This window comes from Clostridium carboxidivorans P7, assembly GCF_001038625.1.
Lineage (GTDB): Bacteria > Bacillota > Clostridia > Clostridiales > Clostridiaceae > Clostridium_AM > Clostridium_AM carboxidivorans.
Genome location: NZ_CP011803.1, coordinates 1612088 through 1638497, shown reverse-complemented (window position 1 = coordinate 1638497; position 26410 = coordinate 1612088). Strand labels below are relative to the sequence as shown.

Below are 26410 nucleotides of genomic sequence, written 5' to 3'. Positions count from 1 at the left end.
TTTAATCCCCCTTATTTGATATTTGCACTAATTTTTTAAATAAACCAAGCATTAATTCATTACCTTTTCTAGTCATCATTTCTGGGTGCCACTGAATACCTATAACAAAACCTTCTTCTTTTTCTATAGCTTCTATAACTCCATCTTTTGATATAGCTGCTACCTTAAAGCCTGGTGCCAAATCCTTTACTGCTTGATGGTGAAAGCTATTTGTTGTTACTTTTTCTCCTAAAATATCATATAATTTTGTTCCCTTTACAACTTCCACACTATGCCCAGCCACTTCTGGTCTGGATTCCTGTACATGTTTAATATAGCAGCCTTCTATTTGAGATAAATCTTGATAAATGTTTCCACCTAAAGCTGCATTCAAAATTTGTAATCCTCTACAAATGCCTAATATAGGTTTATTTAGCTCCATAGCTGCTTTAATGACCATAAGATCATATTCATCACGCTCAGGACAAAGAAATCCCTGTTTTTGTGAAGGTTCATCACCATAAATTAATGGATTAACATCATATCCTCCAGATATTATTATGGAATCCACAGCTTCTATTTGTGTTTTTACCCCTTCATAATCTGAAATTAATGGTAATATTACAGGGGAACCCCCTGCTTTTGCAACTGATTGTACATAATCGTTATTTACATAAGCTCTTTCATATCCTGGAAACATTCCTCCTTGATCAATTAGTAAATTTCCTACTATTCCTATAAGTGGTTTTCTCATAATGTCATCCCCCTAAATTTCTTATGATATATTGTATAGCAATTTTTGTGCCTAAAAAAAGTAATCAAACTTCTATTTTATAATAAATGTATAAAAGTTATTTTTAACAAACTAAAAAATTATAGTTGAAACCATTGTATATTCAAGCGTAAATTTTGATTCAAAGCAAAATTTTCTTAATTATCAATCACAGCAAACACTTCAGTATTTTTTATTTAAAAATATTTTTTAAATAAAAAATTAAATATATTTAATATAAAAAAGGAAGTAAAACTTAATTTTACCTCCTTTTTTAGGCTTAACAGGATATTAATCTATCCTGTTTTTTACCCATTCAATAAATTTTTTCCCTTTTACTGTTATTTCACTACCTTTTCTTCCTACACTAGAAGTTATCAAATTTAATCCATTTAGTATAGTTAATATTCTCCTTACTTCGGCTTCTGTAACTGATATGTATCTTTCTTTTAAAATAGCTTCAATATTTTTTCTTCCAACTCCTTCATTTAAATGATTCTTTTCCTCTACTATTTTGATAATTTCAACAGCATTATTTAAGTTACATTTACTATTTATCATTTGGAGTTCCCTTTCAAAATCCATATTCTTATTTAAAATATAAAAAGGTAAGTTCTCCAAATTCACTGTACTATCACTCATAAGCTCTATATATGCTGCTACATTTTGAAGCTCCCTAACATTACCAGGCCATCTATAGTTTAAGAGAATATTTTTTACTTCATCAGAAATTTTAAGTTCCTTTCTTGTTATAAAATCTTTCATTGTGCTTATAATATCATCTTTTCTTTCTCTAAGAGGAGGTATATTTATTGGAAGTACATTAAGCCTATAAAACAAATCTTCTCTAAACTTACCCTGGTCCACCATTTCCATAAGCTTTCTATTGGTAGCAGATATTACCCTAACATTTATATCTATAACACTTTGAGATCCTATTCTCATAACTTGTCTTTCTTGAAGAACTCTAAGTATTCTAGCTTGAAGTGACAGGGGCATGTCTCCTATTTCATCTAAAAAGATAGTACCATTATTAGCCTGTTCAAATAAGCCTATTTTTCCTTCTTTTAAAGCTCCTGTAAAAGATCCACCTTCATATCCAAAAAGTTCACTTTCCAAAAGGTTTTCTGGAAGTGCAGCACAATTTATAGCTACAAAAGGCTGTTTAGCTCTCGGCGATGCACTATGTATTGACTGAGCTAATAATTCTTTTCCAGTACCGCTTTCTCCAATAATCAATGCTGTAAGGTCTGAAGATGCAATTTTTCTAGCTAAATTAATACATTCTTTCATACTAGTAGAGCAAGTTTTTATATAATCAAAATTGTACTTAGCAACTAAACCTTTATTTCTAAGCTTTTTGTTCAAATTTTGCTCTAATTGCTTAATATATGTAACTTCCTGCAAATTAAAACAAAATCCTATATTTTCTGATAATGATTGTACTACTTGTTTATTAGCATTTATCTTTTTATCTCTAAATTCTAAAATTTCATCCTTTAAATTTTCACATCTAAATGCTTCTGTAATATTTGCATCTAAAACTGAAGCTATTTTTTTACCTTTTACATCTTCATATATATCAAAAATATTTTTAAAAGCATTATTACAGAATATAATGGTTTCCTCATTATTTATAAGCAATACTCCCTCTTTAGATATATTTAATACCATATCCAGCTCTTCTTTTTTTACAAATAATTCCTTATAACTATCCTTTATTCCTGCATTTAAGTTTATTAAATTATCTGAATATTTTATAAGCCTTTCACTTACATTTTTATCTTCTATATTAAACTTATTCATTATTTTTAAAAAAGTAGACATGTCTATATGTCTATTTCCTACATTGATTATAGTATTTATATAATCCGGTACATATTCTTCTTCGTCTGGAGTTATGGCTATTTTTATATCTTCATAATTTTTATCCTCTTCATAAGGAATAAGTTCTAAATCATTTACACCTATATGGTGAAGTGAAGATGCCATTTCCATAGTAGTTTCCCTATCATCATTTACTACCAACACTTTTGTATTCTTGGGAAGGGTAAATATCTTATAAATTTCACTGCCTTTTAATGTTCTTTCTATTACTATTATATTTTCTTTATTTAAAACATTTTTTTCGCATTGAAAACTCTTTTCTTTTGTCATAAACAAAACTACATCATCTTTTATAATATAATCATCCTTCAAATCACTTATATAATAATTATTTATTTTTATAATATTTTTAAATATATCTTCCAAATTTTTTCTTATAAAACTTGCTACAGATGATTTATTATTTGTTACAATACCAATGGTTTTCATGAAATTTCTCCTTATAATTTTAAATATGATTATTTATCCACTTAATTCCATTGACATTCTTTATTCCAAGACCATACTCATCACTCAATGTAATTTTTCTTTCATTAAATATAGCTCCGCCCTCTACAGGATCTTCACTACAAAGTACTGGTCCATCTAAATCTATTTTAGTTATGATACTTTTAGCAGCTGCCAAGTGAACTGCTGCAGTAACACTTACTTTAGCTTCCAACATACACCCTATCATGCATGATACTCCATAGATTTCTGCCATTGAACAAATTTTCAAAGCATTATATATTCCTCCTGTTTTCATAAGCTTTATGTTCACTAAATCTGCTGCTCTCATCTGCATTATCTTTAAAGCATCCTCTGGAGAAAATACGCTTTCATCTGCCATTACAGGTATAGACACATTATCTGTAACAAATTTTAATCCTTCAATATCATGAGCTTTTACAGGCTGCTCTACAAATTCTATTTGAAGCCCTGAATCCTCCATTTTTCTCAAAGTGTACACAGCTTCTTTAGGCTTCCATCCTTGATTGGCATCTATTCTTATTCTAACATCATACCCTACTGCTTCTCTTATAGCCTTCATTCTTTTTATATCCATTGAAGAATCTACCCCAACTTTTATTTTTAAAGTATCATATCCTCTTTTTACTGCTTTTAAACTATCCTCAGCCATTTCTTCAGGACTATTCACACTTATAGTTATATCTGTTTCTATTTCTTTTCTATATCCTCCAAGAAGCTTGTACAAAGGTGCCTTATATCTTTGTCCATATAAATCATGTAAAGCTATATCCACTGCTGCCTTAGCACTAGTATTTTTTACCACACAGTTATTTAAAGTAATCATAATATCTTCAAAATTTTCTATATCCTTGCCTATAAGCAGTTTCTTTATATGATCTTCTATTGCTCCTATTATAGCTCCTGTTGTATCACCTGTTATTACTCCTGTAGGTGGTGCTTCTCCATAACCTACACTGCCACTATCCGTTACTATTTTTACTATTACATCTTCTACACTATTCACAGTTCTAAGTGCTGTCTTAAAAGGTGTTTTTAATGGAACTGATATTCTTCCTATTTGTATATCTTTAATTTTCATAATTAATTCCCCTCACTTTCTTAATTGTCATTTTGAAAATAATCATATATTTGCTCTGAAGTTTTACATATTAATTTTCTAGCATATCCATCACTTTTTGCTTCATAAGTAAACATTACAAAAATATAATCTCCCACTTTTTCACTGTAGACTATACCTGCATCATGTTTTAAACAATTTAAATCTCCAGTTTTATGAGCAATTTTTAAATCATCTAGCATGTCCATTCTCATCATAGAAAAATCAAGCTGATGACTCAAAATATCTATCATAAGCTTATCCTCTTCTTCTCCTACTAAATTATGATTATATAGCTTTTCCAAGAATGAAAATACATCATAAGCAGAAGTATAATTATCTTTTCCAGCTTTAGCACCTTCAAAATCCATCATCTTTCTGCCTAATACAGTATTTTTAAATCCTCTTTCCTTTATAAAATTGTTTATATTATCTATGCCTAAAAAATCTATAAGTACATTAGTTGCAGTATTGTCGCTTTGAATTATCATAAGAGTAATTAAATCTTTGACACTGTATTGCTCTACTGAATTTAGAAGAGATACTATACTAAAAGGCACTTTTTTATCATTATCTATTTTTATTATCTCATGCAAATTTAACTTTCCCATCTTATTCTTGTTAAAGGCTTCTGACATTATAAAAAGTTTTATAATAGAGGCAGAAGGTACCACTTCATGAGTGTTTATATAACAATTTTCTTTACTTCTTAAATTTTTTACTGCCAGACTATATTTAGCTTCTGAATTTTTTAAACTATTTTTTAATAATTCTTCTAACATAAAATCCCCATCCCCACAATATAAGTTTTTTACCCTACACATTTTCTAACATATCAAGTAATTCATCAAATCTCTTTATAGTATCCTCTAAAGGCTTAGGTGTAGTCATATCCACTCCTGCTTTTCTAAGTACATTTATTGGATAATCACTAGATCCGCTCTTTAAAAATCCCTTATAAGCTTCCACAGCAGATTCTCCATTTTTCAATATTGCATTAGCAAAAGAATGTGCTGCTGCATAACCTGTAGCATACTGATATACGTAAAAGTCAGAGTAAAAGTGTGGAATTCTTGACCATTCCATATCTATTTCTTCATCCACCACCATATCAGGTCCAAAATATTTTTTATTTAAATTTCTCCAAATCTTACACAAATCCTCTCCTGTAAGCGGAGTTCCATTTTCTATACTTTCATGAGTAATTTTTTCAAACTCAGCGAACATAACCTGCCTAAATACAGTAGTCCTAATTTGCTCTAATTCTTGATTTATAAGATAAAGTTTTCTTTTTTCATCCTTTTCATTACCAATTAAATAATGCATTAATAAACTTTCATTGGTAGTTGAAGCTACTTCTGCACAGAAAAGAGAATAATCTGAATATATATAAGGCTGATTTTTTCTTGAATAATAAGAGTGTATAGAATGACCCATTTCATGTGCTAAAGTAGAAACATCTGTAAGCTTATAATCATAATTTAAAAGCACATAAGGCATAGTATCATAATCTCCTGTAGAATAAGCTCCTCCTCTTTTACCCTTGTTTGGATATATATCTACCCAGCCATCCTCTATTCCTTCATTAAATATATCCAAGTATTCCTTTCCTAAAGGCTTTAATCCTTCTTTTACTGTTTTAACTGCTTCATCATATTCTATATGTTCCTGCACAGTATCTATCAAAGGAACGTATAAATCGTACATATGCATTTCATCAAGTCCTAAAAGCTTCTTTTTAATACTTACATATCTATGCAATGACTTTAAATTATTATTTATAGTATCAACAGTATTATTGTAAACCTCCATAGGAATATCATTAGGCTTTAATGAACATTCCATAGAACTCTTATACTTTCTAGTCTTTGATATAAACACAAAATTTTTTATATTTGAAGTAAGTGATGCAGCTAAAGTATTTTTATATTTCTTATAGGTGTTAAATAAAGCTTTAAATGCTTCTTCTCTAACTGTTCTATTTTTAGACCTTATAAAGCTTGAATAGTTTACATCAGTAAGTTCAACACTTTCACCCTTTTCATCTTTTATTTTTGGGAAAGTCATATCTGCATTAGACAGCATACTGTAGACTTTCTCTGGAGCATTCAAACAATCCGATACAGAAGCTATAAGTTCTTCTTGTTCTACACTTAAAACATGAGGCTTCTTTTTCAAAATTTCTTCCAATAAAAACTTATACATATTTAGTTCAGGAATATCTTCTATAAATTTATCTATTGTTCCTTCTTTTAAACTCAATATTTCAGGAATAAAAAAAGCTCCCATGCTTTGTATTTCAGCACTATATGCATATATTTTATCTCTTAAAACTTGAAAAGCAGGATTAGCAGTATCTTCATCACTTTTCATATGGGCAAAAATAGCTAGTTTTCCTGCCAATCTTGAAACTTCTTCATCCAACTTAAAATATTCTAAAAGCTTCTCACCTTTTGATAATTTACCAGCGTATTCATTTAATTTTGGTGCCATAGATTTTAACTTTTCAAAATCCTTCTCCCAGCTTTCTACATTTTCATATATTTTCTCTACCTTCCATTTATCTTGTTGTGATATTTCATCTCTTTTTTTTATCTGTGCCATATAAAATTCTGCTCCTTTTCTATAATTTTTAGTACTTAGGAAATTTCTCAATTAGTTTTCCCATTTTTTACTTTAATTATAGCATTAACAAGCTTTTTACTCCATATTATTACCTTATTCAATTTATAATGGTTTACATCAGCTTAAATATAAAAAAGAATAATTAACATGTACAATTTCTTAGAGTATAATAAAAATATTAATAGATTTTAGTTAATATGATAAAAAGGAGTTTAATAAAAATGGAGTTTAATTTAAAAGTTAAAAGTCATAATAAATGGATACAATTGCTTTTAAAAATGCCTTCTTTATTTTTAGGATTTATACTTTTTTCTATAGCTACATTAGAAACAGTATATTCAAATCTAGGAGTAGCACCTTGGGACGTACTGCATATGGGAATTGTTTATAATACTCACCTTACTCTTGGTGAAATTTCTCAAATTGTTGGACTTATTATAATATTCATTTCATGCTTTCTAGGTATAGTTCCTGGTATAGGAAGCATTTTTAATATGTACTTTATAGGTATATTTATTGATTTCATTGATAAATTAGGAATTATACGGACTCCAAATAGTATGCTGCAAAGATTTCTTATGCTTTTATTTGCAATAGTCCTTACAGGTTTTGGATCATTTTTCTACTTAAGAGTTGAACTTGGAGCTGGTCCAAGAGATGGCTTAATGGAAGGACTGGTAAAAAAGTTAAACAAACCTATTTGGGTAATAAGAGGATTTATTGAAATATCAGTGCTCATTATAGGATATTTTTTAGGTGGGCCTGTAGGTGTTGGGACACTAGTTATGGCATTCCTAGTAGGATTTTCTGTAGACACTGCCTTTAAAATCGGAAAATATGATTCCAAGACTACCAATCATATGGATTTGATTAAAATGTATAAATTTTTTACTACCAATAAAAATTTAACTTAAATTCAATTTAGAATTAGGATAAAACTTAAATATTATCCTAATTCTATTAAATTATCATATTTTAAATTTCTGTACCATACTATTAAGCTTCTTAGCAAGTTCAGCTTGTCCCTGAGCTGTTTTTTCTACCTTGTTAATACCTTTAGCAGCTTCATTAATACTGTCTTCTATAGCAGCTATATTTTCAGAAGATTCTTGTGCATTTACAGCCATGCTATTTACTGCATAACTTACTTGACCTACAGTAGCATTAATTTCTTCTGTCATAGATGCTATTTCTTCTGACATTTTGCTAACAAAATCTGAATCGTTATAATATTGATTACCCATTTCTCCAAAAGCTTTAAATTGGACATTTACATCTTCATTTATAAATTTTAAAATTTCACTACTATTTCCAGAAAGATTTTTAAATGCTTCTTGAACTTTTAAAATGGTATCTTGAATACCTACTACTGACTCAGCTGATTGTTCTGCAAGAGTTCTTACTTCTTCAGCAACTACTGCAAAACCCTTACCATTTTCTCCTGCTCGTGCTGCTTCTATAGCTGCATTTAAAGCAAGTAAGTTTGTCTGCTCTGCTATACTGCCAATAGTATCTGCCATGAATCTTATATTTTCTACTACTTTACCTGCTTCTATGGCATTAAGTATCCTTTCTTCCTTCTGTTCATATAATCTGTTTGTTTCATCTATAGATGCACTGCCCTTTTTTCTTATATCAGAAGCTCTATCTTTAAATTCACTTGCATTGTTACTTCCTTCCACAGCTTTAGCAGATAACTCATTAATATTGGAATTAACTTCTTCTATAGAAGCACTGACTTCCTCAGAAGATGCACTTGTTTCCTGCACACCATTTGCTATACGTTTTGTTGCATTATTAATATTTTCAAATTTTGAGGTTATTTCTTCAACTGTAACTGAAAGATTTACACTAGAATTACTAATATCCTCAGTATTATTCATAATTGTAGTTACTAGTTCCTTAATATTACTTTGAGCTTTGAGAAGTAATCCAAAAGCTTCTCCAAATTCATCATTTCTAGTTTGTTTAAATTCATTAGACAAATCATATTCAGCCAAACTTTCTGATAAATTCATCATCTTTGATAAGGCACTATTTATATCCTTTGACATAATAAATCCAAGTATTACAGCTAGGCCTAATCCAATCAAGGTAAATATAATAATATTTCTATTGGCTGCAATAAATATTGAATGATTATTTGCATTAGCTTCATTTGCATCCTTCAAATTGGAATTTATAACTGTATCTAAATTTTGAAACAAATCTTTACCAATAGGATTCAATTTTTCAAGCTCACTTGAAGCTTCCTGAAATTTATTTTCATCTATATATTTAACCACACCAGCTCTTAAAGTTCTCCACTGGTCTAAATCACTTTTAAATTTAGGCCAATTTTGTTTTTCTGATTTATTCATAGAAAGTTTTTCATATTTTGCTATATATCCATTATTTTCATCTACTTCTGATTGCAATTCTTTTTTTAAACTAGCTTTTTCTGAAGCATCTTTCACATAAATTAGTCTCATTAAATCATATTCAACTCTGGTTAAATTTTGCTTTATATCAGTAAGCATATAAACACTTTGCAAACTATTATTATACATATTATCAGAATTTGTTCCTACAATTGATAAATCTTTAGAACTGCTAAAACCTATTGCTACTATAAGCAGGTTTATTATTAAAAAGGCTAAAATTAGTTTTACTTTTACTTTTACATTTTTCAATAAATTCATAATAACTATATCCCCCTTAGTATAATTCGGAAAATAAATATAATTTAATTTCTTTCCGGTTAACTTTAGCTCAGATTTTATCACACACATAATTATTTATCAAACCTTCGTAATAGGTCAATTGCACAAATATTTTTCAGCATAATATCATTATCACAAATCATGCAAAAACTTTTAAGCAAACTTATATATAAATGCTATATTTAATTGCAAAAATTTCAATGTATTTGTTAAATAGCACAAATACATTGAAATTTTCTACAGTAATTAATATATTAATTCTATTAATATCAGGTATAATATAAAATAATAGTTAATCAAAATTATGATAACAAGGAGATGATATTATGAAATTTATGGAATATGTTAAAAACATCTTATCTGGTCTGTATTTAAGCCTTAAGAGATTTCCTTTAACAATAATGTTCTCATTTTCTGTTTTCTTAACACTTATAGTAATATCTGAAACTACTCCTAAAGAAAATACTCTGGCTAGAATTGCTATGATATTGGCACTAGGAATCCCCATTTCACTTTGCATAAAACTTTTCTTTGAAAAAACAAATGAAAAAAGCATGTTTAAGCTTGCTTCAGCTTATTTATGTGGAGTTTTATTCTTAATTGCTTATTATTTTTTATTTTTGAAAACTATGGATATGGTTCCTGTTACAAGATATATTGGTGTAAGCACTGCATTATACTTAGCTTTTCTATTCATCCCTTATTTTTTAAAAAAAGAACAATTTGAAATGTATGTCATAACCATATTCACAGGATTTTTTATCACTATAATCTACTCAATTGTATTGTATTTGGGACTTTCTGCAATTTTATTTACAATAGATAAATTGCTTGGTATAAAGATCTTAGGAAAAATTTATTATTACACATGGCTATTTGTAGTATTTGTATTTTCACTATTATATTTTCTTTCAGGAGTACCATTTAAAAAGGAAGAAATATCCGTAAAATCTTATCCAAAGCTTTTAAGAATATTGCTTTTATATATTGTAATGCCTCTTTTAACTGTATATACAATAATATTATATATATACTTTGGTAAAATAATAATAACTAGACAATGGCCTGTTGGCTTAGTTTCACATTTGGTTTTGTGGTATTCAGTCATTGTTACAATAGTTTTATTCTTTATTACCCCTATAAAAAATCATAATTCCTGGCAAAATAATTTTTTCAAAATCTTTCCCAAAATAATTTTACCGCTTATTGTAATGATGTTTATTTCCATAGCTATACGCCTAAATGCCTATGGAGTAACAGAAAAAAGATATTTCGTCCTTATATTAGGTATTTGGTTATTTTTTATAATGCTGTATTTATCATTTATTAAAGAAATTAGAAACATATTAATTCCTTTTACTCTTTCCATAGTAGCTTTAATTTCAGTATTTGGACCTTTAAGCAGTTATTCTATTTCAAAAAACAGCCAAAACAATAGACTTGAAAAAATTCTTTTAAAAGATAATATGATAAAAAACGGAAAGATTCAAAGTTCTCCTGATATTTCTAAGGAAGATAAATCTGAAATTAGCAGTATACTGGATTATTTTAATAAAAATCATACCCTAGAAGAGGTTAAATATATTCCTAAAGGTTTTAAGTTAGAAGATATGAATAATTTATTTGGATTTTCTTTTGTACCTCAAAATTATGGTTCCTACATGGGATACTTTAATTTTATAAGAAACCAATCAGAAAAATCTATTGATGTAAGTGGATATGATTATCTTTTTGATATGAGGAGTCTGGAAAATGGCAAAAGTACTTCTATTTCACCTTTAAGTGCTTCTTATAACTATGAAACCTCTGTTATAAAGATAATTTATAAAGGCAATGAAATTTACGCTAAAGATTTAAGTTCTTTTGCAAAAAATCTCATTGATAAATATGGTATGCTTTCAAAGGAAAATGCATTATCACCTGATGAAATGACATTAACTGAAGAAAATGAAAAAGTTAAAGTTAAATTTATATTCTTGAATATATCTGGCAACAAAAATGATTCAAATAGAGAAATTAATGCCAAAGAAATTAATTTTTATATGCTTGTTAAAATCAAATAAAATTTATAATGTTTTTTCTATACATTTAAACCTGTTGATGATACTCATTAACAGGTTTTTTTTGTTTTCTTGATATCATTTACATTATATTGGATTTTGTAACACATGATATTGTAAATTCATAAATTATAATCATACAGTTTTATAATTTATTATTTAGGAGGAAAACGAAATGTGCGGAATTGCAGGCTGGGTAAACTTTCAAAAAAATATTTCAGAAGAAACGGAAATTATTAAAAATATGACTCGTACGTTAAAAAAAAGAGGACCAGATGATGAAGGTTATTATATATCTACAAATACCCTATTAGGTCACAGAAGACTTGTTGTGGTAGATCCTAGTGGCGGCGCTCAACCAATGACTAAAATCATAAATGGTAATAGATATGTAATCATATATAATGGTGAACTTTACAATACTGAGGATCTTAGAAAAATTCTCTTAAACGAGGGGTATAAGTTCGATTCTTATTCTGATACGGAAGTGCTATTGGTTTCTTATATTCACTGGGGTGCGGATTGTGTAAAAAAGATAAATGGTATATTTGCATTTGCCGTATTAGATGAAACTAATGAAAGTATTTTTCTTGCAAGAGATCCTTTAGGTGTTAAACCTTTGTTTTATACTTTAAAAGATAATTCTTTAATATTTGGCTCTGAAATTAAAACTCTTCTTGCTCACCCAATGGTAGAACCTATACTAACTAGAGAAGGTTTAACAGAAGTTTTTGCACTAGGACCAGCTCGAGCTTTAGGCAGCGGAGTTTTTAAAGATATACAGGAAGTTCCACCAGCTTACTGTTTAATGTATAATAAATATGGCCTAAAACTTGAAGAATACTGGAAACTACACTGTTTTGAGCATAAAGAAGATGAAGAAGCTACAGCTTACCATTTAAGAAATCTTTTAGTGGATGCTATAACACGTCAATTGACAGCTGATGTACCTGTTTGCACTTTTCTTTCAGGTGGTTTAGATTCAAGTGCCATATCTGCTATAGCTTCAAAAGAATTTCAAAAGCACGGTAATACATTAAACACTTATGCTATAGATTATGAAGATGATGACTTATATTTTGAAGCTAACGAATTTGAACCAACTTCTGATAAAGTATGGGCACAAAGAACTTCAAAATATATAAAGAGTAATCATCATGTTGTAGTTAATAGCAGTGAAGATTTAGCTTCAGCTTTAGTAGATTCAGTAAGAGCTTATGATTTGCCTGGAATGGCTGACATCGATTCTTCTCTATATCTCTTCTGTAAAGAAATAAGAAAACATGCTACGGTAGCAATATCTGGTGAGTGTGCAGATGAAATTTTTGGTGGATATCCTTGGTTCAGAAGACCTGAAGACATTAGTGCCAATACGTTCCCTTGGTCCAAGTCTGTAGGTGCTAGAAAAGAGATATTATCCGAAGATTTAAAATCATTGGACTTAGAAGGCTATTTAGATTGTCAATATAAAAATTCTTTGAAGGAAGTTCCTTATTTAGATGGAGAATCTAAACTAGATCGTCGTATGCGTGAATTATTTTATTTAAACATTAAATGGTTTATGATTACACTTTTAAACAGAAAAGATAGAATGAGCATGTCAAACAGCTTAGAGGTAAGAGTACCCTTTGCTGACTATAGATTAGTAGAATATGCATTCAATATACCATCTCATATAAAATTCTATAAAGATCGAGAAAAAGGTATTTTAAGAAAAGCCTTAAAGGGAATTTTACCAGATGATATAATCTATAGAAAAAAGAGTCCTTATCCAAAAACTCATAATCCTATGTACACTAAAATAGTTCAACAATGGATGGCTGATATATTAAAAGATAAATCTTCTCCAATTATTCCTTTAATAGACAAAGAAGCAGTATCAACTTTAATAGAAACTGGCGGTGCATCTTTTAAAGCTCCTTGGTTTGGACAGCTTATGAGAGGCCCTCAATTATTAGCTTATTTAATACAAATCAACACCTGGCTTAAAGAATATAAAATTAAGCTAGAACTTTAATTACTAAAATATTAAACTCTACCCTGCAAGATAGACATATAAAAAAGCTGTGCTATCATACAGGGTAATTTTTATTAATAATTAAAGAAAATTTTTTATTATGCTCAAGTTATATTTTTTGGTAAAGCCAAATAAAGTTTTGAAAATATAAACTATTGTCATCATACTGTAACAGAACTGTAATAATTTTCTTTTATACTAAAGGAAGAATATTTAGTTAGAAAGTTTTAAATAAAAAAAATACAAATGGGAGGATTTTAACATGAAAAGAATAAGCAGATTTTTAATAATAGCTATTTGGATAGCTTTAATATATACAATATTTAGATTAAATTTATTAACTGGAAATTTAGATAATTTAAATGAATTCTTTAGCAGCTGTGGCAATTATAAAGCATTAATATTCATCGCTTTATCTTCATTAAGAATAGCAGCATTAATTCCTAGTGCAGTATTTATGATTCTAGTAGGAATGATATTTACTCCTACTCAAGGGTTTGCTTTTACTCTTATTTCAGTTATACTAAGTGGAACTATTGTTTACATAGCCTCAAAAATTTTAGTTAGTTCAGGTATTGAGAATTATCTTACAAACAAATATCCTAAGTTTTACAAATTATTACTTAGAAACAACACAAAAATATTAGCTATAGGTATTTTATGTCCAATAGCTCCTTCAGATGCAGCTTGTTTCTTAGCTAGCTCCACAGGATTAAATTATAGAAAATTCATTTTAACAATAATAGCTGCTAATATACCAATGATGATACTTTATAGCTTTCTTGGAGATAGTATTATATCATCACCTAACAATACAATAATAATTTCAACTATTATAGTTTTGATAAGTATGTATTCTATTTACTTATGGAATAAGGAACAAAGAAATGAAAAATTAGCTTAAAAAGAAGGTTTATTCAACCTTCTTTTTCATTGCAGATTTAAACATAATGATAGATGTAAATACAATTACGAACACTACCACCCATTTTAACATGGTAAGCGGTAATTCCTTAACAATATAAGCAGCAATTAGAACACCTATAATACCAAAAAGATTTGTGGCCAAAGATACTTTTCTATGATAAGCTCCTTCTCTAATAAACTTTATAGCGGCTACAGGCTCAAGGAATGCACATGAACCCATCATTATAGGAAAAGCTACCTTAGGAGACATTCCTAGTGCAAAAACTAAAGCCATGCATGGCGCATAATTTCCTATTCCTATGCACATTAAAGCTCCCAGTATAAAGTTACCTATAAGACCTACTATTAGTTTAACTCCCGTAAGTGATGTTGCTGTTCCTCCTATAGGCATTATATTTAGCAATCCGGACAACATTACAAATGCAACAATCAGAAGTGCTATTCCCATGCCAATCTGAACCTTTTTTTTCGGTAGCTTGGATACTATTCCTGCTCCAAAATAGGATCCTGCAGTAGCTGCTAAAATCATTGTAACCAATGTAGTTATATCCACTTTAATAACAGTCATGAATATAAGTGCTTCTGTCACTACTGGAACACAATTTGCAACATTCAAAGTACCTGGAATTATTCTGTCATCCACAAGCTTTAAAAATTTGTAAACTGCAGTGGTAGGTGCAAAGCTTCCGATTCCCAAGGTATCAAAGAAATTTGCTATTAAACCTACTATTCCATAAACTAACCAGTTGCCGCCTTCCTCAAGTCTTCCTTCTTGTTTTGTTTTCATGTAATCTTGAAAAAAAACAAATACAAAAAACAAGGTAAAAGCCATAAGGATTCCTGAAACAATCTTAATAATCATGGCAAAATCTCCTTTTAATTTACACATAATACTTAGCCTTGTTATAATTATACAATATTTCAGGAAAATATTAAAGGAATTATTGTAAAGTAAATTCAGTAAATTGAATTTTTAAATAAATTTTATTTATTTTTTTATTTTTAGTGATTTTCAAACCACCGTTTTTAACATCTTCTTTATTTTATCTATATTTTTATATTGCATCATTACTATACAATAAATTCAAAGATGGATAAAAAACGTTTTATTAACGTTAAAAGACATGAAAAACTAAAATTCTACAATATTTAGAAGAGAGTAAGAAATATTAATTTGATATATTAATATTTAATAAAAAGCAATATAAAAGCACATAGATGATACTATGTGCAGCAAAACTAAAGTTTATTCTTTAGACCTAATTCATAAGCGTATATAATTTTTATATATGATTATAAGTTTTAATTAATTCTCAACAATTTCCATTCTATGTGTATAGACATTATGAACAAGTAATTCATTATTCTTCTCTTCATATTCCACCCAATAGGTTACACTATCAATTCTCATTCTTGTCAAATAATGTGAGTTTTGTGTGTTTAGAAATCTCTCTTTATTTTCTTGTGCATTAATGATGGTTTTTTTTACATCCTCACAAAGAATTAATCTTTCTTTCATTTCATTTTGTACAGCATCAGGTATTATTATTTTGAAATTGCAATCTGTTTCTAAATCCTTCATTACACAACTCCTTTAATAAATTAATCTTAACACGAGTTCTATTTTAATTATTACCATTAAAATTGTATTTATCCATATTAATTCATTTTATAGATCAATACTTGGTTTAAACAATACAATATTATTCACCTAATTTATCTTTAATAGTAGACCAATAATCTTCATTTTCAAGTCCAAGTCTCCATATAGCTATTCCTGATAAATTATTATCGTTAACAACATCTAATTTGTAAGAAAGGCTTGTACTATTTTCAAACCATACAGTATGATTAACTCCCAGCTTATCTTTATATTTAAAGAATGGACTTTTATAAGCATCGCTCCATTCTATATTTGAATTATAAGTTTCAGCTAACTTAGATATAGCATCAATACCATAAGCTTTTGCACCATTTTTAGACCAATCATAGCCATAACTTGCCACCCCTAAAACTATCTTAGATGTCGGCATTTGGGATGTGGCATATTTAATAGTATTCTTTACCCAATCAATAGAAGCCACAGGTCCGGACGCTCCATCTGGAGAGTGCTCATCATAAGTCATTATTATAACTTGATCTGTATACTTTGCTATTTCTTTATAATCGTATGCACCACTCCAAGCAGCTTTAACATTATCATTAGTTTTTGCTGGCACTGAAGCTGTAACAATAAAACCTTTAGAATTAAGTTGTGTATATAGCTCCTTTAGGAAGCTTGTATAATAATTTCTATCATAATAATAAACATTTTCAAAATCTATGTTTACTCCTTTATAATTATTTGCCTTTAATGTATTTAAAATGTTATTTATAAGTAAACTTCTATTAGTTGAACTTTCAAGTAATGATTTAACTGTATTACTATTAAAATTATTTGTTATCATAGCTAAAGTTTCAATTTTATTAGAATTAGCATATTCTATTTGTTGCTTAGGAACAGTACCAGATAAATTTCCTTTAATATCTATAGTATAAGTGTTTGTAGCTATACTACTTATTGAACCAGCATTTTGTATCATTTTATTATAAGAAGATTTATCATCAGGGTAGTAATAGGTTGTAAACGCAAGCACTGTTTTACTTTTATTTTTTGGTATCTCTGCTGCATTCTTTTCTTTGTTATATTTAAAAAAAGCTGTAGTTGTAACCAAAATTATAAAAATCCCTACTAAAAGAATTTGCAATAATCTTTTTTTATTAACCATAGTGTTATCCTCCTAAGGTTTATATATATTTATATAAATAAAAATCACTAAGAAGTAATAAACACTTAGTGATTTTTTATATGGTGATAATTCTACTACTTTATTTGTAACTAGATGTCCATCCTATCATGCTGGCATTTTCTTGTCAATTAGAGATTTGCTCCACAAATTCAATATTTTTACACAATGTATTGAACTGAATAATTCATATATAATCTTATAGTCTATAAACATAAAAAAGAGTTTATGCGTTATTTAAATAGGTCACATAAACTCTTTTTCATTAATATAAAATTAATTTATTTTATAACTAATATCACTAAACTTATATATAGGAGGTACTAGTGATATTTAGTTATATTATCCTAAAAACATTTTTATATCGTCATCTACGTTTGTTATTCCACCTATTCCAAAGTTTTCTATTAAAACTTTAGCCACATTTGGTGAAAGGAATGCTGGTAAAGTTGGTCCTAAGTGAATATTTTTAACTCCTAAGTGAAGTAATGCCAACAATACTATAACAGCCTTTTGCTCATACCAAGCTATATTATATGATATAGGAAGTTCATTAATATCTTCTAATCCAAATACTTCTTTTAATTTAAGTGCTATTACTGCTAATGAATATGAGTCATTACATTGTCCAGCATCTAATACTCTTGGAATTCCTCCAATATCACCCAAATCAAGCTTGTTATATTTATATTTAGCACATCCTGCTGTAAGTATAACTGTATCCTTTGGAAGCTTCTCAGCAAAATCTGTATAATAGCTTCTACTCTTAGCTCTTCCATCACACCCTGCCATAACAAAGAATCTCTTTATAGCTCCTGTTTTAACTGCTTCTACAACTTTGTCAGCTAAAGCTAAAACTTGATTGTGTGCAAATCCACCAACTATTTCTCCTTTTTCAATTTCCTTTGGTGACTTACATTTCTTAGCATGTGCAATTATAGCTGAAAAGTCTTTTGCATTTCCATTTTTTCCGTCTGGTATGTGTTTAACTCCAGGAACACCTGTTGCACCAGTAGTATACATTCTATCTTTATATGAATTTTTAGGAGGAACAACACAATTTGTAGTCATTAAAATTGGACCATTAAAGCTTTCAAATTCTTCAGTTTGCTTCCACCATGCATTTCCGTAATTTCCAACAAAGTGTTTGTATTTCTTAAATGCTGGGTAATAATTTGCTGGAAGCATTTCACTGTGAGTATATACATCTATTCCTGTACCTTCTGTTTGCTTTAATAATTCTTCCATATCCTTCAAGTCATGTCCACTTATTAATATTCCAGGTTTATTTCCAACCCCTATATTAACTTTTGTTATTTCTGGATTTCCATAAGATTCAGTATTTGCCTTATCAAGTAGTGCCATAGCATCTACTCCATATTTGCCTGCTTCAAGTACTAAAGCTATTAATCCATCTACTGCTATGCTATCATCCAAAGTTGCTGCTAATGCTTTTTGCATAAAACCATGAAGATTTCCATCATCATATCCTAAGTTATTAGCATGCTTAATATATGCAGCCATACCTTTTAATCCATAAACTAAAAGTTCTCTTAATGATCTTATATCTTCATTCTCAGTAGCTAGTACACCTACTTTTTCTGCTTTTGCATCAAAAGCATTTACATTATCAGCAAACCATACTGCTGCTTCTGGTAAGTTAAGATCTTCTTCTTTTTTAGCTCCACCAAGTCCAAAGATTTTTTTAAGCCATGAAGTATTTTCTTTTGTTTCAGTAAGTTTTCCACCAGCTTTTATATACTGTTCTTTAACTTCTTCTCTTAACTGTAATCCTTTTTTTATTCTATCTATAAATATATTTCTATCAAAATTTGCATTAGTTATAGTTGCAAATAAGCTTTCTACTACAAATTTATTTACTTCCTTGTTGTCTACTCCTAATTTTCTTGCTTTTGTGCTGAATACTGAAATTCCTTTAGTTATATATATTAATAAATCTTGTGCCTTTGCTAAATCTTCTGTCTTTCCACATACCCCTTTTATTGTACAACCTTTGCAGTTAGCTGCTTCTTGACATTGATAACAAAACATACTCATTTAATAATTCCACCTTTCAATTTTAAAATTTAAATTTATGATTTACTGTGTTATTTTCTGTGTTATCTGCTTTCTATGTTTATATATTACTAAAATACTCATATTAAATCTGTAACGATTGTTACCAATTCAAAAAATATAAAAAAAGACGGTTAATTTTTTACCGCCTTAAAAACAAATTGTATTGAAACTTACTATTTAGCTTACTTATGATAAACAATACCTATAATTATTTTCATTAAAAATTAGTTAATTATTCTCTGCATTCTTTTGTTTTTTTATCTTCATACATTCTTTCATCTGCAATTTTTATTAATTCTTCAAAAATAACTCCATCATCAGGAAACAATGAATATCCACAACTTATTCCTGTATTTTTCTCTGGTACTATTTGAGAAACCGAAGCTTTTATCTTTGAAATAATTTGTTGTAATTCTTCAATATCTACATAACTTAAAAGTATAACAAATTCATCTCCTCCGATTCTTGCAGCCTTACCTTTTAATCCTATAGCATCTGTTATAATTTTAGTTGCACCATTAATATATTTATCTCCATAAATATGACCATAATCATCATTAACTCTTTTTGTTCCATCTAAGTCACAGAGAATAACATAAAAACAATTTCCAGCTTCTGAAACCATTTTATAACTATTTTCTATTCCCTTTCTATTTAGCATGCCAGTCATGTGATCAGTTAATGCAAGTTCCTCAAATTTTTCAATAGTTTTCTTTGTATAATCACTCCACAATATTACACCTAACACGTATATGATAGCACCTAAGGTAAATCCTATTTTTATTATCATATATGCCAAATGAGAACCTTTAAAATAGTTAATCATATCAACAAAAGTGGCAATATTAATTAAACTTAATCCTCCAATTAATATAATGAAAGTATATGTTCTAAATTTCCATCTCCTCTTTGTAAAAATTAATAACCTTGCCATATAAAAAAGAAGTATTGTAGTAACTAAATAAACTAGAATTTTTTGAAGCTCAATCATAAGTAGCCACCAACCTTAACTTATATCTTGTTTTGAAAAGTATTTTTTAATTTTATATTTGAATGAGAATTATTTTTCATCTTACGAAACATAATCACTAAAACTGCCAAACTTGAAATTAGTAAAAATACAGGTATAAATAAGAGCACAGCTTTAGTACAATATTTTATAGAAATTACCCCGCCAAGTAAAGGAGCCACAGCAAAACCAATACTTCCTACAGTTCCTTGAACACCAAATAGCAATCCTCTTCTATTAACAGGTGTATCCTCTGTTGTAATTGACATTATTACAGGTTCAACCCCTCCTGTAATAAAGAATACCATACCAAAAATGCCTGTAAATATCCACAAGTTATTTATATATGCAAGGGGTATGGAAAATACAGCACCTAGCACTAAATATACTAATAGTAATTTCATTTTGTTATATTTATCCCCTAATCTACTTAAAGTTAATCCAGCTAAAGCTGTTGTAAATGCTAAAAATCCATTTATAAGCCCTGTTATTCCAGCTATACCCTTAGTAGTATTTTTAATTTCTTGTACATATATTGGAATATAAGGATTAAATACAGTACGACCTATTCTTATAAAGAGAAGCACTATAAGCATTGATACAGCTGTAGCTGTAAAAATAGAAAGCATTGGCACTTTTTCTTTTTCCTTCTTTTCTTCACCTTTCACAGCAATTTCTTTTTCTTCCTTTACAATAAATAAAACCAGTAAAAAGTCCAAAAACATAAGAATACCACCAACTATAAAACTTACACGGTACCCAACAAATTCTGCAACAATACCTCCTATTACTGGACCAATAGATTGTCCAATGAATGTAGAAGAAGATAAAAATCCAAGGGCAAAAGAAAGTCTGTTTTTAGGTGTATTAGCTGCAACTAAAACTATAGCTGCTGTAACAGTTCCAGTAAATATGCCTTGTAAAAGCCTTAAAATTATTAACTGATTTACATTGACAATCAAACCCATGCCTGCAATTATAAATGAAGCAAATAACATGGCCCTTATAAGCATAAGTTTTCTACCATATTTGTCCGAAATAATTCCCCAAATTGGAGACATAATAGCCATAGTAACTGCAGGTGCTGCATTTAAAATGCCTGAGTATAATTTAACATCATTAGGTGATGTAATTCCAAGCTGTTGTATATAAAATGGTAAAAAAGGCATTCCAAAATTAAAACTCATTATGGACAAAATTTGTGAAAACCAAACAGTATAAAGATTTATTTTCCATCGTTCCATTATTGATTATTACCTGATCTCAAAATTATAACAAATAGTAATGTATATTAACCTTAAAATTTCAATATTTCTTTGCTACTCGCTAAATATTATCAGGTTTTCACTTCCTTTCCTATTATGCTAATTTTCGACTTACATATTAGCTATTATATCATCAACTGTTTATATTTAAAAGTTCTCCAAATAAGATACCTTTATTTGTTAATTATGAAAATTTTGTTGTTATTATTTTATATATAGTCTGTATTGCTAATGGAATAATCTTCTCATCAAAATTAAATTTTGAATTATGTAGAGGATAATTTTTTTCACCTTCTATTTCTGCAAAAAAAACCACTCTTGCACCCTTTACTCTTTTAAAATAAAACCCTGCATTATCCCCTGCAAGATATGGTTTAATTGAAGTAGTTACATGCTGCTTACCAAATATACTTTTTCCAACCTTCCTACCTATAGTTACAAGCTCATCATCATTATAAACACTAGGTATTTTAGGCATTGTCTTAATTTCTATTAAACTGCCACTTTCTTTTTGTAACTTTTCCTGCATTTTGCTCAAAAGCTTACAAATATTAACTCTATCTCTTTCATAAAAAGTTCTTAAAGTTCCTTTCATTTCAACGCTTTCTGCAATTACATTGGTCTTTACTCCTCCTCTTATAGTTCCAATACCAACCACAAAAGGCATTTTTGATTTATATGTATCATTTATTTCACTTACAGCACAAATAACTTTTCCAGCTACTTTAATAGCATCAATACCCTTATTTACTTCACACCAATGGCTTGCTTTTCCTCTAATTTTAATATTTAAAGAACTTATCTCACATGTAGATACATTTTTTCGAATTTCCATTCCTACAGGTAATGAATTGGCTAAATGAAAAATCAGTATTCTATCAACCTTTGGTTTTAATAGTGCACCACCTTTAATCATTGCCTTTGCACCTTTTCCTATTTCTTCTCCAGGTTCAAATATAAACTTTATATTACATTTTAAATTTTCCTTAGTTTGATAAAGTACATAGGAAAGTCCAAGAGCAATTGAAACTATAGCATCATGACCACAAGCGTGCATAATATTTTCATTTTTTGATGCATATTCGCAAGATGTTTCTTCTTGTATTGGCAATGCATCCATTTCAGCACGAATGGCAAAAGTAGGATAGTTTTCATCATTTATAATTTCTGCAACCACTCCTGTATCTGCTACTATTTTATAAGGTATACCAATTTTGTGTAGAAAACTGCAAATAAGTTTACAAGTTTCAAACTCTTGTAAACTTAATTCTGGATACATATGCAGTTGTCTTCTTATTTTAATTATTTCAGGTGTTATTTTCTCTATTAAATTTATATAATTATTATCCATTTATATATAAATCCATCTCCATTTCAGTTTTCATAATTTTTTTTCCACTTTTCATTCCACTGTTCAAAACTTATTCCTTTTACTTGTTCTAAAGTTTTTCCATCCAAAGATGTAAAGTTTGTGAGTATATTAGAATTAATACGAGAATATCCCCCTATTACTGTACCCTCTGATACCATAACATATACACTTACACCATTTTTAAAATTTATATGTTTCTTCTCTAATGGATGCTTGGTAACTATAAATCCATATACATATATTCTCTTTCCAAAATATCCATCAGGATCATTTTTTTGCAATCCCCATATTTGCTTCAGCGGCACAATTCCTACTGTTTCTGAAAATTTACTTTTTTCTAAAGTATATTTTTCTAGCTGACCACTAGAGGAAATTATCTTATATCCTTGTGACTTGATATACTGTTGTGCTACCTTTTCATTATCTGTAACATTTAGTTTATTAGCATAACTAAATATAATAAACACAGCAATAGCACTAAATATATATATGACTTTTTTCAAATATTCTTCCTCCTTAAATCATATTAAATAATTATTACCTAACTTATTAATCCTTATAATTATTTAATGCTTCAAATATCCTTTTAGAAATAGCATCATATCCTTTTCCATTAGGATGAAATTTATCAATGGCAAGATAATTATCTGTATTATACTTAAATAGATCATAAGTTGGAATAAATATAGATTTAGAATCTGATGATACAATTTTATTGGTTTCATAATTCCAATTGTCAAGTAAGTTTATTTTATCTGATGCTAAATTTTTACCAAATGGATTATACAAGCCAACAAATATTATCATACATTTAGAATTCTTACTTCTTATAGCTTTAAAAACATTTTTAAGATTATTCAAATACTTTTCCTGTGTAATTTTAAAAGCATTACTATTTGAATCTGTTGAAGTTGAATCAAAGTTTGTAAAATTTTTAATTTCATTTCCTCCAATGGAAATGAGTATAATATTAGAACCTTCTATATATTTCAAGGTTTGTTCTTCACTTGCAATATTAACAAGTCCTGAAGAAGTATCACCTATAACTGAAACATTAGTAACCTTTACAGTCTTTGTTTCTTTAGCTTTCCAAAGATCAGCAAAATCACCTGCAAACCCTTTACCCTTCTCATCTCCAGTACCTTTTGCAAGAGAATCACCCATAACTAAGATATTATATGATTTATTATCCACTTCTTTCACTTTATCCTCTTTTTTATTATTATTAGAAACTTGTTTATTATCTTCAGCTTTAAAAGCATTTTTAGCACTGGATGTTCCTGTAATAAAAATAGCTGATACAAAACCTACAATTAATACAACTGCTGTTATTATTGAAATGGTTAGTATAACTCTCCATTTAAATTTTTTATACATAACTTTCCTCCCTGATTACTGCTTCATATTATTATTTTTATATTCTAAACCAGTACATCTTCCTTTGAAAATACTTTAAAGCTGATGATTAAAGATATAAAAGCCCATGCACAAAGTACTAATATAGAAAAAACAAGACTCATTCCATTTACAGGTTCATAAGATCCTGTTAAATATTGTGGTAAATTTAAATTAACTGCAAAAAAATATTTAACTAAAGGCCAATCTGATAAATAAAACTGAAGAAACTGTCCTCCAATTATAGAAGCCATAATTATACCAATAGAAGTTGCTGTATTTTTTACTAATACCGAAATCATAAAGGACAAAGTTGCAATGCAAATAGCAGAAAACCATCCTAAAGAATATACCAATATTGCATACTGCCATTGATACAATCTTACTACTCCAGAAGTATCTATATTACCATTCACAGCCTTAAAACCAGTTATGACAGGCTCTAACCATGCAGAATTATGAAACATAAATGTTGATATTAAAATACACATAGCTGCTGTTTCTAAAATAACAATACAAGATAAAATTAAAACAGCTGCATATTTACTCAATAATATTTTCCATCTAGGAACTGCTCTCGTTAAAAGTATCTTTATAGTTTTTGCTGAAAATTCACCCGAAACAATATCACCAGATAAAATTATTATTAAAAGTGGAAAAAACAAATAAACCGCTTGCTGCATAAATTCCACAGTAAATTTTCCTGCACTTGGAGTAATAGGATTTATATTATGATCTACATAATATTGCAATTGCTCAATTTGTATACTTATAGAATTTTTTCTATTTTCACTTATGTTTGGCCTGTTTATCATAGTTTTTAAATCTGTTATTTGCTGATTGGCTAACGATTTCCAGTTGTAGTTTTGAGTTTGCCCACTGCTTTTCATATATCTTTGTATGGTATTTTGATAAGAGTGCATTTCTCCATAAGCAAAAAGCGATACTAATACCAATAAAATGGCTGTTATAAGTAAAAGTTTCCTTTTAGAAAGCATTTTAATAACTTCATTTTCTATTAACTTTAGCAAATTTCTCACCTTATTTCCTTAAACAATTTTATTATTTTCTGTTATACTTAAAAATAAATCCTCTAAAGTTTTATGTTTATTGTCTACAAATTTTAACATTAAACCTGCCTTAAAAAAGCTTTCATTTATCTCTTCTACTTTGGATAAATCAACTTCTGCTTGAAGTTTCCCATTAACTATTTTACTTTCAATTTTCCAAACATCACTTAGTATTTCTTTTCCCTTTTCATTATCATTAAGCATCCAAAATACTTCTTGATTATTTAAAAGTTCACTTACATTTGCATTTTTTAAAATACTTCCATTCTTAATTATAGTTACCTTGTCACACATAAGCTCTATTTCTGAAATAAGATGACTTGATACAAGCACAGAAATGTTTTCTTCCTTTGCAAGTGTTTTTATTATGTTTCTAAACTCTGTTATACCTGCAGGGTCCAGCCCATTAGTAGGCTCATCTAAAATAAGAAGTTTAGGCTTATTAATTAAAGCTTGAGCAAGTCCCAATCTCTGCTTCATTCCCAAAGAATAGGTATTTACTTTATCATATATTCTATCTTCAAGTCCTACTAATTTCACTGCATTCATAATGTTCTCTTTCTTGATATTATTACTCATTGCAGCTAGCATATTAAGATTATCCATTCCACTCATATAATTATACAAATTAGGTCCTTCTATAATACATCCAACACTTTCCATAGCTTTTACGTAATCTTTAACAATGGAATATCCACATATATTAATATTTCCAGAGGTTGGTCTGGAAAGTCCTACAATCATTCTCAAGGTAGTTGACTTTCCTGCTCCATTAGGGCCAAGGAAGCCTAAAACTTCTCCTTCCTTTATTGAAAAACTTATATCTTTTATAATTTCTTTTCCCTTTATAATCTTACTAACCTTATCTAGTAATAAAACTTCCCTTTTCATGATAACA

21 protein-coding genes are annotated in these 26410 nt (G+C 28.7%); 4 read left to right on the top strand and 17 right to left on the bottom strand.

Features of this window, described 5'->3' with window-relative positions; all coding sequences use genetic code 11:
• Position 1 precedes the first annotated feature (1 nt).
• The 5 genes from Ccar_RS07075 to pepF all read right to left on the bottom strand — a co-directional run bounded on the left by Ccar_RS07075 (position 2) and on the right by pepF (position 6809).
• On the bottom strand, positions 2 to 733 hold the full coding sequence (locus tag Ccar_RS07075; protein ID WP_007060654.1) for a gamma-glutamyl-gamma-aminobutyrate hydrolase family protein: 732 nt from the start codon (positions 731 to 733) through the stop codon (positions 2 to 4).
• Between the two features lie 309 nt (positions 734 to 1042).
• A complete protein-coding gene (locus Ccar_RS07070; protein WP_007065203.1) occupies positions 1043 to 3067 on the bottom strand; it encodes a sigma-54 interaction domain-containing protein in 2025 nt (674 codons plus the stop codon).
• 19 nt (positions 3068 to 3086) lie between these two features.
• Entirely contained in the window at positions 3087 to 4187 is a 1101-nt protein-coding gene (locus Ccar_RS07065) for a dipeptide epimerase (protein WP_007060656.1), read from the bottom strand.
• Between the two features lie 20 nt (positions 4188 to 4207).
• Entirely contained in the window at positions 4208 to 4987 is a 780-nt protein-coding gene (locus Ccar_RS07060; RefSeq protein WP_007060657.1) for a serine hydrolase, read from the bottom strand.
• A 34-nt stretch (positions 4988 to 5021) separates the two neighbouring features.
• Complete coding sequence (gene pepF, locus Ccar_RS07055) at positions 5022 to 6809, bottom strand: oligoendopeptidase F (protein ID WP_048030535.1); 1788 nt, start codon at positions 6807 to 6809, stop codon at positions 5022 to 5024.
• Between the two features lie 242 nt (positions 6810 to 7051).
• Between pepF and Ccar_RS07050 the strand changes: the two genes are divergently transcribed.
• The gene (locus tag Ccar_RS07050) at positions 7052 to 7744 is read left to right on the top strand and encodes a YczE/YyaS/YitT family protein (protein ID WP_007060660.1); all 693 of its coding nucleotides are present in this window, start codon (positions 7052 to 7054) and stop codon (positions 7742 to 7744) included.
• A gap of 54 nt (positions 7745 to 7798) precedes the next feature.
• On the opposite strand, the gene Ccar_RS07045 is transcribed toward Ccar_RS07050, so the two are convergent.
• Positions 7799 to 9511 carry a methyl-accepting chemotaxis protein gene (locus Ccar_RS07045; RefSeq protein WP_007065200.1) on the bottom strand — a complete coding sequence of 571 codons (1713 nt, stop codon included), beginning with the start codon at positions 9509 to 9511 and terminating at the stop codon, positions 7799 to 7801.
• 347 nt (positions 9512 to 9858) lie between these two features.
• Here Ccar_RS07045 and Ccar_RS07040 point away from each other — a divergent pair, with 347 nt between their 5' ends.
• The 3 genes from Ccar_RS07040 to Ccar_RS07030 all read left to right on the top strand — a co-directional run bounded on the left by Ccar_RS07040 (position 9859) and on the right by Ccar_RS07030 (position 14513).
• Positions 9859 to 11595, top strand: a complete 1737-nt coding sequence (locus Ccar_RS07040) for a DUF4153 domain-containing protein (protein ID WP_007065199.1) — start codon at positions 9859 to 9861, stop codon at positions 11593 to 11595.
• Positions 11596 to 11767: 172 nt separating this feature from the next.
• Positions 11768 to 13609: an asparagine synthase (glutamine-hydrolyzing) gene (gene asnB / locus Ccar_RS07035; RefSeq protein ID WP_007065198.1), complete on the top strand. Its 1842-nt coding sequence runs from the start codon at positions 11768 to 11770 to the stop codon at positions 13607 to 13609.
• A 262-nt stretch (positions 13610 to 13871) separates the two neighbouring features.
• Positions 13872 to 14513 (top strand): TVP38/TMEM64 family protein, encoded by a 642-nt coding sequence (locus tag Ccar_RS07030; protein ID WP_007060666.1) that lies wholly within the window; start codon positions 13872 to 13874, stop codon positions 14511 to 14513.
• 9 nt (positions 14514 to 14522) lie between these two features.
• On the opposite strand, the gene Ccar_RS07025 is transcribed toward Ccar_RS07030, so the two are convergent.
• The 11 genes from Ccar_RS07025 to Ccar_RS06975 form a co-directional block, all read right to left on the bottom strand.
• Positions 14523 to 15398 (bottom strand): sulfite exporter TauE/SafE family protein, encoded by an 876-nt coding sequence (locus Ccar_RS07025; protein ID WP_007065197.1) that lies wholly within the window; start codon positions 15396 to 15398, stop codon positions 14523 to 14525.
• A gap of 444 nt (positions 15399 to 15842) precedes the next feature.
• Complete coding sequence (locus Ccar_RS07020) at positions 15843 to 16118, bottom strand: hypothetical protein (RefSeq protein WP_007060668.1); 276 nt, start codon at positions 16116 to 16118, stop codon at positions 15843 to 15845.
• 121 nt (positions 16119 to 16239) lie between these two features.
• Entirely contained in the window at positions 16240 to 17304 is a 1065-nt protein-coding gene (locus Ccar_RS07015) for a glycosyl hydrolase family 18 protein (protein ID WP_007060669.1), read from the bottom strand.
• A gap of 360 nt (positions 17305 to 17664) precedes the next feature.
• Complete coding sequence (gene hcp, locus Ccar_RS07010; protein WP_007060670.1) at positions 17665 to 19380, bottom strand: hydroxylamine reductase; 1716 nt, start codon at positions 19378 to 19380, stop codon at positions 17665 to 17667.
• Positions 19381 to 19633: 253 nt separating this feature from the next.
• Positions 19634 to 20392 carry a GGDEF domain-containing protein gene (locus Ccar_RS07005; protein ID WP_007060671.1) on the bottom strand — a complete coding sequence of 253 codons (759 nt, stop codon included), beginning with the start codon at positions 20390 to 20392 and terminating at the stop codon, positions 19634 to 19636.
• A 20-nt stretch (positions 20393 to 20412) separates the two neighbouring features.
• A complete protein-coding gene (locus Ccar_RS07000) occupies positions 20413 to 21654 on the bottom strand; it encodes an MFS transporter (protein ID WP_007060672.1) in 1242 nt (413 codons plus the stop codon).
• A 205-nt stretch (positions 21655 to 21859) separates the two neighbouring features.
• Complete coding sequence (locus Ccar_RS06995; protein WP_007060673.1) at positions 21860 to 23026, bottom strand: M20 metallopeptidase family protein; 1167 nt, start codon at positions 23024 to 23026, stop codon at positions 21860 to 21862.
• A 23-nt stretch (positions 23027 to 23049) separates the two neighbouring features.
• The gene (locus Ccar_RS06990) at positions 23050 to 23550 is read right to left on the bottom strand and encodes a hypothetical protein (protein ID WP_007060674.1); all 501 of its coding nucleotides are present in this window, start codon (positions 23548 to 23550) and stop codon (positions 23050 to 23052) included.
• 46 nt (positions 23551 to 23596) lie between these two features.
• Positions 23597 to 24424, bottom strand: coding sequence for an SGNH/GDSL hydrolase family protein (locus tag Ccar_RS06985; protein WP_007060675.1), 828 nt, complete (start codon positions 24422 to 24424; stop codon positions 23597 to 23599).
• A 44-nt stretch (positions 24425 to 24468) separates the two neighbouring features.
• On the bottom strand, positions 24469 to 25473 hold the full coding sequence (locus tag Ccar_RS06980; protein WP_007065194.1) for an ABC transporter permease: 1005 nt from the start codon (positions 25471 to 25473) through the stop codon (positions 24469 to 24471).
• 18 nt (positions 25474 to 25491) lie between these two features.
• Entirely contained in the window at positions 25492 to 26403 is a 912-nt protein-coding gene (locus tag Ccar_RS06975) for an ABC transporter ATP-binding protein (protein WP_007060677.1), read from the bottom strand.
• Between the last annotated feature and the right edge of the window lie 7 nt (positions 26404 to 26410).

Excerpts from the sequence above, each read along its gene's own strand:
- Ccar_RS07075 (WP_007060654.1), bottom strand. The coding sequence starts at position 733 with ATGAGAAAACCACTTATAGGAATAGTAGGAAATTTACTAATTGATCAA.
- Ccar_RS07070 (WP_007065203.1), bottom strand. The coding sequence starts at position 3,067 with ATGAAAACCATTGGTATTGTAACAAATAATAAATCATCTGTAGCAAGT.
- Ccar_RS07065 (WP_007060656.1), bottom strand. The coding sequence starts at position 4,187 with ATGAAAATTAAAGATATACAAATAGGAAGAATATCAGTTCCATTAAAA.
- Ccar_RS07060 (WP_007060657.1), bottom strand. The coding sequence starts at position 4,987 with ATGTTAGAAGAATTATTAAAAAATAGTTTAAAAAATTCAGAAGCTAAA.
- pepF (WP_048030535.1), bottom strand. The coding sequence starts at position 6,809 with ATGGCACAGATAAAAAAAAGAGATGAAATATCACAACAAGATAAATGG.
- Ccar_RS07050 (WP_007060660.1), top strand. The coding sequence starts at position 7,052 with ATGGAGTTTAATTTAAAAGTTAAAAGTCATAATAAATGGATACAATTG.
- Ccar_RS07045 (WP_007065200.1), bottom strand. The coding sequence starts at position 9,511 with ATGAATTTATTGAAAAATGTAAAAGTAAAAGTAAAACTAATTTTAGCC.
- Ccar_RS07040 (WP_007065199.1), top strand. The coding sequence starts at position 9,859 with ATGAAATTTATGGAATATGTTAAAAACATCTTATCTGGTCTGTATTTA.
- asnB (WP_007065198.1), top strand. The coding sequence starts at position 11,768 with ATGTGCGGAATTGCAGGCTGGGTAAACTTTCAAAAAAATATTTCAGAA.
- Ccar_RS07030 (WP_007060666.1), top strand. The coding sequence starts at position 13,872 with ATGAAAAGAATAAGCAGATTTTTAATAATAGCTATTTGGATAGCTTTA.
- Ccar_RS07025 (WP_007065197.1), bottom strand. The coding sequence starts at position 15,398 with ATGATTATTAAGATTGTTTCAGGAATCCTTATGGCTTTTACCTTGTTT.
- Ccar_RS07020 (WP_007060668.1), bottom strand. The coding sequence starts at position 16,118 with ATGAAGGATTTAGAAACAGATTGCAATTTCAAAATAATAATACCTGAT.
- Ccar_RS07015 (WP_007060669.1), bottom strand. The coding sequence starts at position 17,304 with ATGGTTAATAAAAAAAGATTATTGCAAATTCTTTTAGTAGGGATTTTT.
- hcp (WP_007060670.1), bottom strand. The coding sequence starts at position 19,380 with ATGAGTATGTTTTGTTATCAATGTCAAGAAGCAGCTAACTGCAAAGGT.
- Ccar_RS07005 (WP_007060671.1), bottom strand. The coding sequence starts at position 20,392 with ATGATTGAGCTTCAAAAAATTCTAGTTTATTTAGTTACTACAATACTT.
- Ccar_RS07000 (WP_007060672.1), bottom strand. The coding sequence starts at position 21,654 with ATGGAACGATGGAAAATAAATCTTTATACTGTTTGGTTTTCACAAATT.
- Ccar_RS06995 (WP_007060673.1), bottom strand. The coding sequence starts at position 23,026 with ATGGATAATAATTATATAAATTTAATAGAGAAAATAACACCTGAAATA.
- Ccar_RS06985 (WP_007060675.1), bottom strand. The coding sequence starts at position 24,424 with ATGTATAAAAAATTTAAATGGAGAGTTATACTAACCATTTCAATAATA.
- Ccar_RS06975 (WP_007060677.1), bottom strand. The coding sequence starts at position 26,403 with ATGAAAAGGGAAGTTTTATTACTAGATAAGGTTAGTAAGATTATAAAG.